The sequence below is a fragment of the Brevundimonas sp. TWP3-1-2b1 genome, assembly GCF_049896165.1.
Lineage (GTDB): Bacteria > Pseudomonadota > Alphaproteobacteria > Caulobacterales > Caulobacteraceae > Brevundimonas > Brevundimonas subvibrioides_B.
In genome coordinates this window covers 149,958-163,310 of the sequence record NZ_JAFCTT010000008.1, presented here as the reverse complement: position 1 = coordinate 163,310, position 13,353 = coordinate 149,958, and the positions used below count along the sequence as shown (strand labels likewise).

General features: G+C 68.7%; 16 protein-coding genes and 1 tRNA gene. 11 read left to right on the top strand and 6 right to left on the bottom strand.

The genetic code is table 11. The features are described 5' to 3' along the window. Positions 1 to 90 precede the first annotated feature (90 nt). Positions 91 to 792, top strand: a complete 702-nt coding sequence (locus tag ACP7AB_RS09925; protein ID WP_425992220.1) for a DUF599 domain-containing protein — start codon at positions 91 to 93, stop codon at positions 790 to 792. A gap of 267 nt (positions 793 to 1,059) precedes the next feature. Here ACP7AB_RS09925 and ACP7AB_RS09920 read toward each other — a convergent pair whose 3' ends face one another. Then, a complete protein-coding gene (locus ACP7AB_RS09920) occupies positions 1,060 to 1,935 on the bottom strand; it encodes an N-formylglutamate amidohydrolase (RefSeq protein WP_425992222.1) in 876 nt (291 codons plus the stop codon). Between the two features lie 169 nt (positions 1,936 to 2,104). On the opposite strand from ACP7AB_RS09920, the gene cpdR reads away from it, so the two are divergent. The 3 genes from cpdR (at position 2,105) to ACP7AB_RS09905 (ending at position 3,715) form a co-directional block, all read left to right on the top strand. Beyond that, positions 2,105 to 2,464 (top strand): cell cycle two-component system response regulator CpdR, encoded by a 360-nt coding sequence (cpdR, locus tag ACP7AB_RS09915; protein WP_271084958.1) that lies wholly within the window; start codon positions 2,105 to 2,107, stop codon positions 2,462 to 2,464. 169 nt (positions 2,465 to 2,633) lie between these two features. Further along, positions 2,634 to 2,708: transfer RNA gene (locus tag ACP7AB_RS09910), tRNA-Val, on the top strand. A gap of 200 nt (positions 2,709 to 2,908) precedes the next feature. After that, the gene (locus ACP7AB_RS09905; protein WP_425992224.1) at positions 2,909 to 3,715 is read left to right on the top strand and encodes a tryptophan 2,3-dioxygenase; all 807 of its coding nucleotides are present in this window, start codon (positions 2,909 to 2,911) and stop codon (positions 3,713 to 3,715) included. A gap of 87 nt (positions 3,716 to 3,802) precedes the next feature. Here ACP7AB_RS09905 and ACP7AB_RS09900 read toward each other — a convergent pair whose 3' ends face one another. Genes ACP7AB_RS09900 through ACP7AB_RS09885 form a run of 4 tightly spaced genes read right to left on the bottom strand, consistent with a single transcriptional unit; the run spans position 3,803 to position 5,792 of the window. After that, complete coding sequence (locus ACP7AB_RS09900; protein ID WP_425992226.1) at positions 3,803 to 4,387, bottom strand: NAD(P)H-dependent oxidoreductase; 585 nt, start codon at positions 4,385 to 4,387, stop codon at positions 3,803 to 3,805. Further along, positions 4,387 to 4,788 carry a hypothetical protein gene (locus tag ACP7AB_RS09895; protein ID WP_425992228.1) on the bottom strand — a complete coding sequence of 134 codons (402 nt, stop codon included), beginning with the start codon at positions 4,786 to 4,788 and terminating at the stop codon, positions 4,387 to 4,389. Before ACP7AB_RS09895 ends, ACP7AB_RS09900 begins: the two co-directional genes overlap by 1 nt. Positions 4,789 to 4,802: 14 nt before the next feature. After that, positions 4,803 to 5,642: a universal stress protein gene (locus ACP7AB_RS09890; RefSeq protein WP_425992230.1), complete on the bottom strand. Its 840-nt coding sequence runs from the start codon at positions 5,640 to 5,642 to the stop codon at positions 4,803 to 4,805. 24 nt (positions 5,643 to 5,666) lie between these two features. Continuing rightward, entirely contained in the window at positions 5,667 to 5,792 is a 126-nt protein-coding gene (locus tag ACP7AB_RS09885; protein WP_303696883.1) for a hypothetical protein, read from the bottom strand. Between the two features lie 212 nt (positions 5,793 to 6,004). Here ACP7AB_RS09885 and ACP7AB_RS09880 point away from each other — a divergent pair, with 212 nt between their 5' ends. After that, entirely contained in the window at positions 6,005 to 6,742 is a 738-nt protein-coding gene (locus ACP7AB_RS09880; RefSeq protein ID WP_425992232.1) for a cyclic nucleotide-binding domain-containing protein, read from the top strand. A 315-nt stretch (positions 6,743 to 7,057) separates the two neighbouring features. Then, positions 7,058 to 7,579: a pyridoxamine 5'-phosphate oxidase family protein gene (locus ACP7AB_RS09875; protein WP_425992234.1), complete on the top strand. Its 522-nt coding sequence runs from the start codon at positions 7,058 to 7,060 to the stop codon at positions 7,577 to 7,579. 88 nt (positions 7,580 to 7,667) lie between these two features. Here the strand turns inward: ACP7AB_RS09875 and ACP7AB_RS09870 are convergent, their stop codons facing one another. After that, complete coding sequence (locus ACP7AB_RS09870; protein ID WP_425992236.1) at positions 7,668 to 8,831, bottom strand: patatin-like phospholipase family protein; 1,164 nt, start codon at positions 8,829 to 8,831, stop codon at positions 7,668 to 7,670. A 229-nt stretch (positions 8,832 to 9,060) separates the two neighbouring features. On the opposite strand from ACP7AB_RS09870, the gene ACP7AB_RS09865 reads away from it, so the two are divergent. From ACP7AB_RS09865 to ACP7AB_RS09845, 5 genes are read left to right on the top strand one after another with little or no spacing between them, the layout of a single operon-like run. Beyond that, positions 9,061 to 9,924 (top strand): universal stress protein, encoded by an 864-nt coding sequence (locus ACP7AB_RS09865; protein WP_425992237.1) that lies wholly within the window; start codon positions 9,061 to 9,063, stop codon positions 9,922 to 9,924. 1 nt (position 9,925) lies between these two features. Further along, the gene (locus ACP7AB_RS09860; RefSeq protein ID WP_425992239.1) at positions 9,926 to 10,231 is read left to right on the top strand and encodes a hypothetical protein; all 306 of its coding nucleotides are present in this window, start codon (positions 9,926 to 9,928) and stop codon (positions 10,229 to 10,231) included. Continuing rightward, entirely contained in the window at positions 10,228 to 10,854 is a 627-nt protein-coding gene (locus ACP7AB_RS09855; protein ID WP_425992241.1) for a LysE family translocator, read from the top strand. Before ACP7AB_RS09860 ends, ACP7AB_RS09855 begins: the two co-directional genes overlap by 4 nt. 14 nt (positions 10,855 to 10,868) lie before the next feature. Then, positions 10,869 to 12,470, top strand: coding sequence for an MBL fold metallo-hydrolase RNA specificity domain-containing protein (locus ACP7AB_RS09850; protein WP_425992243.1), 1,602 nt, complete (start codon positions 10,869 to 10,871; stop codon positions 12,468 to 12,470). Then, positions 12,467 to 13,249, top strand: coding sequence for an LOG family protein (locus ACP7AB_RS09845; RefSeq protein ID WP_425992245.1), 783 nt, complete (start codon positions 12,467 to 12,469; stop codon positions 13,247 to 13,249). Before ACP7AB_RS09850 ends, ACP7AB_RS09845 begins: the two co-directional genes overlap by 4 nt. Positions 13,250 to 13,353 lie beyond the last annotated feature (104 nt).

Here is a 13,353-nt window from a genome sequence, read left to right as displayed (position 1 = left end):
AAGGGAGGCGGGCGTGATAAGCCTCCGGACGGCGAACGGCAAGCGCGGCGCGCGCTGACGAAGAAAGACAGATGAGGGAGTCTGGCGGGAATGACCACGATCGATTGGCTGGGTCTGGCCCTCTTCCTGCTGTGCTGGCTGGGCTACGGTCCGCTGCTGAGTCTGCTGGCGCATCGCAGCGGCTCGCTCAACACGGATATGCTGACCGTTCGCCACGCCTGGATGACGGCGATGACACACCGTGAAGTCCGGCTGCTGGACAGCCAACTTCTCGGACACTCCATCAACTCCGGCTCCTTCTTCGCCTCCTCCAACCTGCTCCTGATCGCAGGCGTCGCCGGCATCCTGTTCGGCGGAGACCAGGCCCTGAAGGGATTTTCCGCGGTCGGGGCCGAGGCGGTGCCGGTCGGGCTGCTGGAAGCCAAACTGGGTCTGGTTCTCTTGTGCCTGGCGCGGGGCCTGCTCGATTTCATCTGGTCGATCCGCCAGATGAACTACGCCCTCGCCCTCATCGGCGCGGCCCCTGAAGTCCATTCCGAGGCGGACAAGGTCGCCTTCGGCGAGGCGACGGCCCAGGTTTTGAACCCCGCGCTCTCGGCCTTCAGCCAGGGCGTGCGCGGCTATTATTTCGCCCTGGCCGCAGCGGCCTGGCTTTTCGGACCGGTCTGGCTGTGCGCGGGCGTGCTTTCGGCCTTCGCCCTCATGGTCTGGCGTCAGTCCGCATCGCCCGCCGCCCGCGCGATCCGGACCGCCAGACGCCTCCTCGAGGTCAATCGCGAGCGAGGAGCCTAGCTGTTTCGCACTGCAATATATCGTCGATGGACCCGCAGCGCACGAAACGTGTCGTGAAAGCGCTTACATCAAGGCAGGGCCGCCACGACTACCGGTAACACGCCGTGATCATTGATCACAAAAGCCCGCTTGACGCGTTGTGCACCGCAACCTAGATTGAGCTTCGACGCCTTCGGGCGTCATGCCCTTCCTGGGCGTTTCCTCCCTATAGACTTTTATGCCGCGCCCTCGGGCGCGGCTTTTTTCGCCCTGACACCGGGTCGAAACTCAGCGCGGCCAGGTCTCGGCGGCCAGCGCCGCGATGACCCGGTCGAGCGCCTTGGCGAACCGGTCATGATCGCCGGACGGCTCCAGCGTCGTCTCGTCCAGATAGAGCGCCCGGTTCAGTTCGACCTGCACCGCCTGGAACCCTTCATCCGGCCGCCCCCACCGTTCGGTCGAATAGCCGCCCGCATAAGGTGCGTTCAGGCCGACCCGCCAGCCCTGGGCCTCGAACAGGGCGCGGATTCTCCGCATCGTCGCGCCGCGACAGGCCGAGCCGTGCCGGTCCCCCAACACGACATCGACGCCTCTCTGGTTCCGGCTTGTCGCCCCCGCCGCCCGCGAAGGCATCGAATGCCAGTCGATCAACAGGGCCGCGCCATGCCGGTCCCGGGCGACCCGCATCAGATCGCCCAGCGCGTCATGATAGGGCGTGTGCACCCACGCCAGGCGGCCCGGCGCCTCGGCCTGCGACAGCCGCCGGTCATAGAGAAGCGTCCCGTCCCCGGCCCGGCGGGGAATGACGCCGAAACCGGCCGAGACCCTGGCCGTCGGCTCAGCCTCGATCTCGCCGTCGAACAGGACTGGATCCAGTTCGGTCGGCGCCCGGTTCAGGTCGACATAGGCCCGCGACACCCGCCCTGCGATGATCGGCACGCCCCGCGATGGTCCTCCCGCGATCAGCCGGTCGACGCCGACATCCTCGGCGCTGCGCAGGGTTGATGAGGTCAGGTCCGCCGCCTCTCCCATGTCGGCGGGTCGCTCCCGGCCGGAATGCGGAGAGGCGAACACCATCGCGCCCGCAAGCCCGTCCGCCGGCGTTACGACGAAGGCGGGCAGGGGGTCCAAGGGAGGCGGACTGGCGTCGAAAGGCGGCGTCATGGCTCCCGCATAGGGCCTGATCCGCAAAAGTGCGACGCGGATTTTCGATGCGGCTGGAGAGGTTTTCCACGGACCTGTCGGCAGAGCGCGCGATCATAACGCGGGAATTTCATGGCCGGTTTACAGTTCCGGGACTAGCGTCGAGGCTCTGAACAGGGGACTTCCACGCATGGCGCGCATTCTGCTGGCCGAAGACGACGCATCGCTGAGGGGATTTCTGACCCGTGCACTTGAGCGGGCTGGCCACCAGGTCATCGACTGCGAGAACGGCGACGACGCCATCGACGCGCTGGAACATGGTCCCTACGATCTTCTGCTGACCGATATCGTCATGCCGGGGGCGGACGGGATCGAGGTGGCGCGTGTCGCCGCCGCACGCCAGCCGGGCCTGCGCATCATGTTCATCACCGGCTTCGCCGCCGTCGCCCTCAGCGCCGCCCAGGCCAGCCCCCAGGCCAAGGTCCTGTCCAAGCCCGTCCATCTGCGCGACCTCGTCAGCGAAGTCGAAAAGATGTGCGCGGCGGCCTGAGACAAGAAGGGGCGCTACCGCTCGCCGCCTGACGGCTCCCGACTTGCGCGCAAGCGCCCCCTTCGTTTGGCATGCCCCAATATCACCCCCGTTTCGCCCTTGCGGCCGTCGCATCGTCTGGGTATAGACCGCTCCTTCCCGTTCCGGACCCGTTCGGAACCGTTCTGGCGGATGCGTAGCTCAGCGGGAGAGCACCTCGTTGACATCGAGGGGGTCACAGGTTCAATCCCTGTCGCGTCCACCATTCCTTCCCAAGACATTCAAAGCGTTGAAGAGACCTTCCGCCCGCGCCCGGCCCGGACGTTGCGGTCCGCGAGCGCCGTCGCGGAGACCCGGCAAGGCGGATGTCCGGCGCAGCGCCTGTCCTGCCCGGAGGCCGATGAGAGTCATCCCGTTCCGGGCGGGTGACTTGAGGCCTGTGGGGAACCGGCCGATACAGCGGTCATGACCGATCCGACGCCCGCCGCAGACATGACCTATGCCCGCTATCTGGACCTGGACCGGCTGCTGGCCGCCCAGAACCCGATCAGCGACGAGCATGACGAAATGCTGTTCGTCATCATCCACCAAACCAAGGAGCTCTGGCTCAAGCAGATCCTGCACGAGGTCGCCCTGGCCCAGTCGCTGGTGCGCGCCGGGAATCTTGTCCCGGCCTACAAGAGCCTGGCGCGGGTCAGCCGCATCCAGGCGGTGATGACCCAGAGCTGGGACATCCTGGCGACCATGACGCCCGCCGACTACCTGCGCTTCCGCGGCGTACTGGGCTCCAGCTCCGGCTTCCAGAGCGACCAGTTCCGCCGGCTGGAGACCATGCTGGGACTGAAGGATGCGAAGTTCCTGTCGTTCCAGCTCGACCGGCCGGAAGCCCATGCCGCCCTTTCGGAAGCCCTGGCCGCGCCGAGCCTCTATGACGACGCCCTCGGCCAGCTCGCCGCCGCCGGCATCGCCGTCCCCGCAGAGGCGTTGAACCGCGACGCCAGCCAGCCGTACCAGCCCTCGGAAGGCGTCGAGGCCGCCTGGCTGGAGGTCTACCGCGACACCGAACGCTGGTGGCCCTTCTATCAACTGGCCGAGAAACTGGTCGATCTGGACGACGCCCTCCTGACCTGGCGCCACAAACATGTGGTGACCGTCGAACGGATCATCGGCCGGCGTCGCGGCACCGGCGGCACCGACGGCGTCGGCTACCTGTCGTCCACGCTCGAGCGTCGCTGCTTCCCCGAGTTGTGGTCGTTGCGCACCAAGCTTTAGGCCCCGGTTCGCTGGACGGAACCGACATCATCCATGGGCGGGGACATCGACCTCAAGCGCCTCGATCTTGAAGATCCGACGGTCGGGTCAGATCGCCCGGCGCCCCAGCCCCACGATCCTGTCGAGCCATTGCTCGCACCGGGCGTCACTGATGCCCTCGACATTGCCGACGATGGTGGTCCGGGTCGGGCCGATGCCGACGAAGCCCAGGATGTTGCGCCTCAGGGCGGTCAGTGCGTGGGAGAAGTAGAAGCCACGGTAGATGGCGGCAGGCATGCCCATGGTGACGATGACCCGCGCGGTCCGGCCCTTGAGCCGTCCGTCACCCACGGTTCGTTCCCTCTGTCCGAAGGCGAAGCCCGGGCGGAAGGTCTGTTCGAACAGGGCCTTTAGCCGGGCCGGCATGAACCCCAGCCAGAGCGGATGGATGATGACCAGATGCTGGGCCCAGGCGATATCCGCCTGGACGCCGAGGATCGCGGCCGGCGCCGACGCGGCCTCCCAGTCGTCGCGACGGATCAGGTCAGGGAATTCGAGCCCCGAGAGGTCGACCCGGCGCACCTCGTGACCGGCGGAGGCAGCCCCCGAGGCGTAGGCGTCGGCCAGGGCGTGGCAAAATCGCTTGGGGTCCGGATCAGGATGGCCGTCCAGCACCAGGATTCGGCGCGCCATCAGGCGATCGCCTGTTCGCCCGAAGCCGGGGTCTCGATCGGTTCAAGCCGCTCCACGCCGTAGGTGTGGGTCTGGCCGTCCGCCGACACGATGGAGACGTATTCACCGAGGGCGAACTGCTCCTCGCCGAGGCGGAAGCCGGAGGCGTCCAGATCGTCCCGCCCGTCCAGGTCCAGCAGCCAGCGATCGCCGACCGTGTGCCGCAGGCGGCCCGTGGCGACGGTCGCGTCCTGCACGAACCGGCGCACGAAGCATCGGTCGGGCGCGGCGCGACAGGCCGCGAGATCCAGCCGTCCCGCCTCGTCGAGGGCGGCGACGATGTCCCATCCGTCGCGGGCGTCGCCGTGCGGATGGCCGGGCTCGCGCGCGAGTTCGAGCCGGATATGGTGAAAGCCGCTCATCGCAAACCTCGGGATCAGTGGGTGAGAAGGACGCAGACCGGCGCGGAGGCCAGCAGTTCGGAGGTCACGCCGCCGAGCGCCCATTCGCGCAGACGGGCATGGCCGTAGCCGCCGCAGACGATCAGCCCGGCCTGGTGACTGGCCGCGAAGCCCAGGATGTTCCGGGCGGCGGTGGTCTTGCCGGGAGGGGAGACATGAGCCTCTGCCGATATCCCGTGACGCCCCAGCCAGGCGACGACGTCGTCGGTGCGCGCGGCGGCCTGTTCGGCAGTGTCCTCGCCCGCAATCTCCAGGACATGGACGGTGGGGGCGCGGCTCAGCAAGGGAAGGGCCGAGGCCACCGCACGCTGGGCTTCGCGGCTGTCCTTCCAGGCCACTACCGCCGGCCAGCCGGTCGGGTCCCGCTCCCGCTCCCGCTCCGGCGGAACCACGAGGACCGGGCGCCCGACGGCCATCAGGACATCAGCCGGATCAATGGCGTGAGTCGGCGCGCGCGCCGAGCGGCGGCCGAGGATGACAAGGTCCGCAGCCCGGGCCTCATGCGCCACGACATCGGCTGGAAGCCCCAGCCGGCCCCGCCATTCCGTTCGGCCCCGTCGAGACCCGACGAGCTCGTGAAAACGCGTGAGCGCGCCGCGAACCTCCGCCTCGGCGAGGTCGCGGAGGAGGGTGAAGGCCTCCCCGAACATGGCGCCGCCGGTGTAGAGGTCGTCCGTCGGCGGCACGCTGAGGGCGACGCCGCAGGCTCCGATCAGATGGGCGTCCAGTCCGGCCGCCAGATCGCAGGCGAGGCGGATGCGGGCGTCGCTGTCGACGCCCTCGTCCACGGCCACGAGCAGGGTCTTGAACGTCATTCGCGGGCCTTTCGAAGCCTGGGGTCAGCGCTCGCGCGGCGGAGCGCGACGCGGAAGGGCGGTCCAGAGGGCGGCGCCCCCGACGAACCCTATGAAGAGGGCGAAGAGGGCGATAACCGTCGCGACGACGGGGATGGCTTGTGCGGGCATGCGCAGGTCTCCTTCTCTCGCCTTGGTCGCCCAACGGTCGGCGCGCCGCCTTGACCGAGATCAAAACATGCTGTGCAGATCGACGACCCCGGAGGCGAGGACCAGGGCCGTGGCGTCGGCCGGAAAGCCGTTCGGACCGCCTTGATCTGAATCAACTCCCGGTGCGCCGCGATCGCGGACAAGACTGAGCCTCGCGGCGTCAGGATTCCACCATGTTCGAGCTCAAGGCTCTCCCCGTCGAATGCGACGATCGCCTCAGAAGCACGGACTGCGCCGGCTGCGGCGCCCGAATGCTAAGCGTGTGCGGCAGCATCGAGGAGGCCGACCTCGGCAGCCTCGATGCCCTGGCGGACCCCGTCACGCTGGAGGCCGGAGCGGCGCTCATCCGCCAGGGCGACGCCGCCCAGCATGTGTTCAACATCACCGCCGGGTCCGTGCGGGTGTACAAGCTGCTGTCCGACGGTCGCCGCCAGATTATCGGCTTCCTGTTCGCGGGCGACTTCCTCGGTCTCGCCACCGGGGAGACCTATACCTTCTCCGCCGAGGCGATCGAGCCGACCACGGCGTGCCGGTTCCGCAAGAGCGACTATCGCGCCCTCATCCGGAATACCCCCGCGCTCGAGGCCGTTCTGCTCGAACGGGCCATTCACGAACTGGCTGCGGCCCAGAATCAGATGCTGCTCCTGGGTCGCAAGACCGCAATCGAGCGGGTGGCGACCTTCCTGCTGGATCAGCCGGCGCACGACCCCGCCCGCCCCAGCCTGACGGACCACGTCCGCCTGCCGATGACCCGATCGGAGATCGCCGACTATCTTGGCCTGACGATCGAGACCGTCAGCCGGATCCTGACCCGGCTCAAGACCATGGGCGTCATTCGCCTGCTCTCCCCGACCGAGCTGCAGGTCCGGCAGCCGGAGCGGCTGCGGTCCCTGTCCGACGGCGGCGCCTGACGGCGGGCGACCGCCGCCCGCCTTCGCCCTGCCTCCAGGATGAGCGCCCGTCCGGCCGCGTTGGACGCCGCGGGACGCCGTCAGAAATGCGTCATGACGTCTTTGGCCGGGCGGCACGGCCGATGATCCGAGGCTTGCGCTGGATCAAGACTTCGCGACCGCAACAGGGCCACGGTCCTGTCGACGCCTCGCTGGCCGTATTGTGCAGCCGGACCGCGTCGTGGACCACCAGATGCGCCCCAGCAGCCCATTCCAGATCGCCATTCTCGGGGCCGGCCTCGCCGTCCTCGCCCCGGCCGCCAGGAGGGTCTGACCATGCCGGAGGTCGCTCCACCCCCCATCCGCGGCGGCGCGGTCGCCGCCGTCGTGGCCCTGCTCGACGCCCAACGGCTTCTGTCGCTCGCCGTCAATCGTCCTGACGGTTGGCCCCAGGCGACCACTGTGGGCTACGTCAACGAAGGGCTGAATCTCTATGTGGTCGTAGCGCGGACCAGTCAGAAACTGGCGAACATCAGGGCCGACTCTCGAGTCTCCGTCGTCATCCGCAGCGAGGCGCAGCAAGGCGATGCCGTGGGCGTATCCATGGCCGCCCGGGCCGTGGAGATCACCGATCCGGTCCTGGTCGAGCGCCTCGATCAGTCCGTCCGGGAACGGTATCCGGACCTGCACGTCTTCGGACCCGGGGGCGATTCCGTCGCCGTGATCCATCTGCGCCCCGAGATCATCTCGCCGGTCAGCGTGATCGCGGGGCGCAGCCACTCCCAGACCTTCAGCCTCCAGCCCGCCGATACGGCTCCGCCCATCGTTGCGACCCCGCGCGTGATCGACCTGATCTGAGCCGACGCTTCGCGCATCGTCCGCGACGAACCGGGCCGGCTGAGGATCAAGAGAGCGACCTGCAGGCGACGGTTCCAGGCCGACGCCCTCAGTCGCTGAAGCGGAAGGTTTTCGCCAGCAGACCGGCAACGGTCTCAGGCGCCTCGGCACCCGCCGCCCAGACTTCTCCATCCCGCGCCCGCGAGGCTGCGGCGTCGAACAGACGGGTCATGCTCCGGGTGTCGAATTTCAGCATGACGCCATGGCCGGCCGTGTCGGGGATCGAGGCGACCGCCAGCGGCAGGCCGGCTCCGGCGCAGAAGGTCGCAGTCACGCTGATCGCCTGCCGATAGGAGAACTGCAGCATGGTATCGAAGCTGCGCAGCAGGATCGTCGGGACGTTACTCGCCGTCGCCAGGGGCGCGGGCTCCAGGATGGTGTTGGCGATGACATAGACGCGACCGCCGCGCATCCGCCGCCCCGCCCCCTTCAACCGCAGCAACGCGTCTGGAAGGACGAACAAGGGGGCCGCAACACCGCCGTCGACGTGCATTTCTTCGTAGATCCGACCGCCGGACCGACAGGCGATCATGCGCGGCGGAAAAACCCCCGGCAGGCTGGCGGACGCGGCCAGGATCTGCCGAAAGAGAGTGATGGCGTTCGCTTCTCCGGCCTCGCGCATCTGGCTGGCGATCGCACCGAGATCCCAGATGCAGGCGCGCTGTCGATCCAGGTCGGTGGTCGCCACGAACAGGCGACGGCCCTCGGCGTGCGCGGCCGCCACGGCCTCAAGCAAGGGTGCATCAATGAAGGGCGCGATCAGGCCGTTGAGTGCGGCGGCGCGGAACAGGCCCGGCTCCAGGCCCGGGGTCGCACGGCGCAGGGCGAAGAGCGCCGCAGCGTGACCGCCCGTGTAGGCGTCCTGGAGCCGGCCGTCCCAGGCGGGGCCAAGGAAGGCGAAAGGGGCGATCAGGGCCCCGGTGCTGACGCCGGTGACCAGGGCGAACTCCGGACGCCGCCCGGCCCGCGATAGACCCACCAGTAGCCCGGCGCCGTAGGCCCCGCCCGCCGCGCCGCCGGAAATCGCCAGGACATTGAACGGGACCCGCGACCAGGGCGCACGCGGCGCCGCGATGCGATCCATGGCGGAGGCCAGACCATGTTCCGCCTCTTGCGCGGTGATACGCACATCCCTGAAACCGACCGGCTGGCCGGGGTCATCGGCCAGATCGCGCTTGCGGCGCAGGAAGGAGCGGGTCGGCGCGTCTGTCATGGACCTCGGTTCCGGCGGCGTTGCGACGCCGCAACGTTGACAGGGCTCTCACGACCGTTCTGATCCGATCCGCCCGGCCGATGCAAGGTCGGGTCTCAGGGAGCCCTCTCAGGCGGGCAACGGCGCCGCATCTGATCTGGATCAAGGCCAGGCCGGTCAGATGCGCGTCCTCTCATCCGTCGGCGCTCGCTGCGGGAACAGAGCCGCGAGCCGCATTGGGAGGACTCTTATGAGCTACAAGTCCATCGTCGCCCTGACTTTTGGTCATACCGGTGACGCCTCGACACTCGGCTTCGCCGCCGCGCTTGCCGTCCTCAACAAGGCCAGGGTGGTCGTGTTTCCCTTCTTGCCCGACCCGATGGTCGATCTCGTCAGCTACGGCATGCTGCTCGGCACGACCCTTCCGGATGAGACGACGTCGGCGATCCTCGCGAGCCAGGAGGCGGCGAGAGCCACGCTGGAGACGGAGTGTCGCCGCATCTGCAATGCGGCCGACCTGATCTTCGGAGACGGAGAGGGCCTTCCCCGCATGGCGTTGGCCACTCCCACGGGCCGGGCGGAGATCGCATTGAGCCATTGCCTGGCCCTGGCCGATCTGGTGGTGATCAGTCAGGAGAGCCTGACCACGTCCCTGATCGCCGAGGAGACCTTCGCCCAGACGTTGCTGCAGCGACGCGTCCCCATCCTGATCGCCCGGGGGGATCCTTCCGGCCTGGAAGGACCGCTCATGATCGCCTGGGACGGCAGCGCCGAAGCCGGCCGGGCGGTCAGGCAAGCCCTCCCTCTCATCGCCATGTCGTCCGCAACCACCGCCGTACAGTGCGCCAAAGGTCTGGACCCAGTGGCCGCCAATCCGTCATTCGATCCTCTGCTCGACTATCTCCGCGCCCATGCGGTCGGAAGCGCCAGCACCGAGACAGTCAGGGGCGGGCCAGAGGGTCTCGCGCTGGTCGAGGCGGCCAAAAGGCTGAAGGCGGGCGTCCTGATCGCAGGGGGCTACGGACACAGCCGCCTGCGCGAGGCCGTCTTCGGGGGCGCCACCCGCACCCTGCTCGACGATGTCGAGGGGCCGTCCCTGTTGATGGCGCACTGAGATGTCGATCCGCAACCTCCTCACCGATCTCAACGCCGCCGAAGATTTGCCTCGGCTGGACGTCGTCCTGGCTCCGGCAGCCGATCCGGGCGCGGCCGAACGGACTGCGGTCGCGGCGGGAGGCGACACGCCGCCGGGCGACGGCGTTCCCGTCGGGCCGGGCGTGATGCGGGTGCGAGATAGGGATATCCGAACCGCCTCCCTGTCCCTCCAGGCCGATCTCGTCGCGCGCGTGGAGGATCTGCGGCTGGAGTGGCGGGGCGATGTGACCGCCGACTGCCCCCTGCCCTGCCTGAGGATTCATTGACCGGCGCCCCGACCTTGCCGGTCGACCCGGCGGTGCTGCCCGGCTTTCTGCTGGCCATGGTGCTGATCGAGCTCACACCGGGCCCCAACATGGGTTACCTCGCCGTGATCGCGGCCGGACGCGGCCGCCTGGCCGGCGTCCTGAGCGTTCTGGGCATCACCGCCGGGCTCGGCGTCTACCTCGTCCTGGCCGTGTTCGGCCTCACCCGCGGCCTGACGGACGCGCCGGTCGCGATGACGGCCCTGAGATGGGGCGGCGTCATCTACCTGTTCGCGCTCGCCGCGGAGGCCCTGCGTCCTTCGACAGGAACGATCGCCACGAATGGCGGCGCCGGCCGTCTCGTGGCGCGCGGCCTGCTCGCCAACCTCCTCAATCCCAAGGCCCTGCTGTTTTACGGCGTTCTCCTGCCGGGCTTCGTCAGGCCGGGCCACGCGGCCCCGTGGGTCCAACTGCTCAGCCTGGGTCTGGCCCACATCGCGATCAGCGTCCTGATCCACCTCGGCATCGTTCTGGGGGCGGCGCGCACGACAGCCACCTGGGGCGCAGGCCGGCGGCGGATGCTGCGCTTCATCTCGGCGGCGGGCCTCGCCGCAGTCGCCCTTTGGCTCGCCCTGGCGAACTGACGAAAGGTGTATTCATGCTGACCCTGACATTTCACGGCGCGGCCGGTTGCGTGACCGGCTTCTGCGCCCTGCTCCAGACGGACCACGGCCGTTTCCTCGTCGACTGCGGCATGTTCCAGGGCCCCAAGACCCTTCGGGCCCTCAACCACGAACCGTTCCCTTTCAATTCTGCGGCGATCAACGGGGTGTTCCTGACCCACGCCCACATCGATCACTCCGGCCTGCTGCCGAAACTGGTCAAGGCCGGCTTCAAGGGCTCGATCATCAGCACCCGGGCGACCCGGGACCTTTGCGAGGTCATGCTCGCCGACTCCGCCGACATCCAGCAAGGCGATGTCGACCATCTCAACCGGCGCAACCAGCGGCGCGGAATCGCCCCGGTGGAGCCGATCTACGGGCCAGAACACGTCGCACCGACCCTGGCCCTGTTCGAGACGGTCAAGTTCGGGGAGTGGCTGGATCCGGCGCCGGGCCTGCGGGTCCGCTACTGGCCGGCCGGCCATCTCCTCGGCGCCGCCTCGATCGAGCTGGAGATCGAGAACGCCGGCGAGATCGTCCACATGCTGTTCTCCGGTGACCTCGGTTCGGGCGAGCAGCCCTACCTCGTGCGGCCGGACGGACCGGCCGGCGTCGACCACCTCGTCCTGGAATCCACCTACGGCGATCGCGTGCGCGAGGACATGGACCTGGCGCATCGGCGGGCTCTGCTGGCGAAGGAGGTGCGAGCCGCCCAGGCGGCGGGCGGTCCCCCGCTCATGCCGACCTTTGCGATCGGACGCGCCCAGGAGCTTATCCTCGACCTTCTGGCGATCATGGAGGCGGAGCCGGACCTCGCCACCGACATCTTCCTCGATTCGCCGCTCGCGATCGAGGCGACGGAGGTCTTTCTGCGGCGTGGCTGGAACGCCGACGCTTCGGTCAATCCCTATCTCCCGCTTCGGAATGCGCCCAGGCTCCACACCCTGCTGAGGCCCCAGGACAGCGACGGGCTGGAACGGCTGCGCGACTGGCACATCATCCTGGCCGGCAGCGGGATGTGCGACGCCGGCCGGATCCGTCGCCACCTCAAACGGCTGTTGTGGCGCAAGGAGACCACGGTCCTGATCACCGGCTTCCAGGCCGCCGGATCGCTCGGCCGCATCCTTCTGGAAACGCCGCCGCTGGTTCGGATCCAGGGGGACGACGTTCGCGTCAACGCCCGCATCCGGTCCCTCGACGTCTATTCCGGTCACGCCGACGCCGCCTCCCTGATCGACTGGCTGGCCGCCCGCGAGCCGGTTCGAGGTCAGGTCTTCCTGGCCCATGGCGAGCCCGAGGCGCTCGAAGGCCTGCGGGACCGGATCACTGCGGCCGGTCGCTCAGGCGACCAGGTCACCATCCCGCGGCTCGACCAGACCTTCAGCCTCACGTCGACGCAGGTCGAGGCCCTCGACGGCCCCGCGGCCCGACTGGCGCCCGGAGCGGAAGCGCGGCCGGACTGGCACAACGCCCGGGCGGGTCTGCTCGAGACGCTCAACGAGACGCTTCAGGCCCTGCCGACGGACGCCGAACGGGACGCCCTGCTGGCGCGCCTGACGGCGGCGGTCGCAACCGGGGCGGGGCAGGGTCGTCCGTGACCGAAGCGCCGTCCAATCATCTGCAGCGGGCCTCGCCTTCCTACCGTCTCCCCGCTCTGGACCAGGATTTCCTGCTCGGCGACGCCATGCGGGGCGTTCGGTTCCAGCTGGAGTTCGGAAAGGCCGAACTCGCCCTCAAGGCCTGGGGCGTCCGATCGACCCTGGTCGTATTCGGTAGCGCCCGCGTCAACGAGACGGGACCGGCGAACCACCGCCACTGGTACGCCCAGGCGCGCCGCTTCGGCGCCCTGGCCTCTCTGGAGGGGGGCGCGGTTCGAGGCGACGGGGACGTCAGGGACAATGTCATCGCCACCGGCGGGGGCCCGGGAATCATGGCCGCCGCCAATCGCGGGGCGGCCGAGGCCGGGGCACCGTCGATCGGATTCAACATCACGCTTCCCAGCGAACAGGAGCCGAACCCCTGGACGACGCCTGACCTGACCTTCCGCTTCCACTATTTCGCGATGCGCAAGATGCATCTGGCGATGCGCGCCAACGCCCTGATCGTCTTTCCCGGCGGCTTCGGCACCCTGGACGAACTCTTCGAGATTCTCACCCTGCGTCAGACCGGCAAGGCCCCGCCCATCCCGGTGATCCTGTTCGACCGGGCCTTCTGGACCTCGCTGATCTCTTTCGAGGTCCTCGAAGCCCAGGGCTTCATCTCGCCTGCGGACCTCGATCTCTTCACTTTCGCGGAGACTGCCGAGGACGCCTGGCTGGCCCTGCTGGACGGCGGCCTGGTTCCCGGTCGTCCCCTCGGTCCGAAGCCGGCGCTGTGAAACGGTCAGGCACCCCGCCCTCGCATGCGGGCGTATCGCGTCGCGGATGCCCGAACGTCGGACCGGCCTGACGGCTGGATTTGCGCCAGATCAAGGCGCGGCCG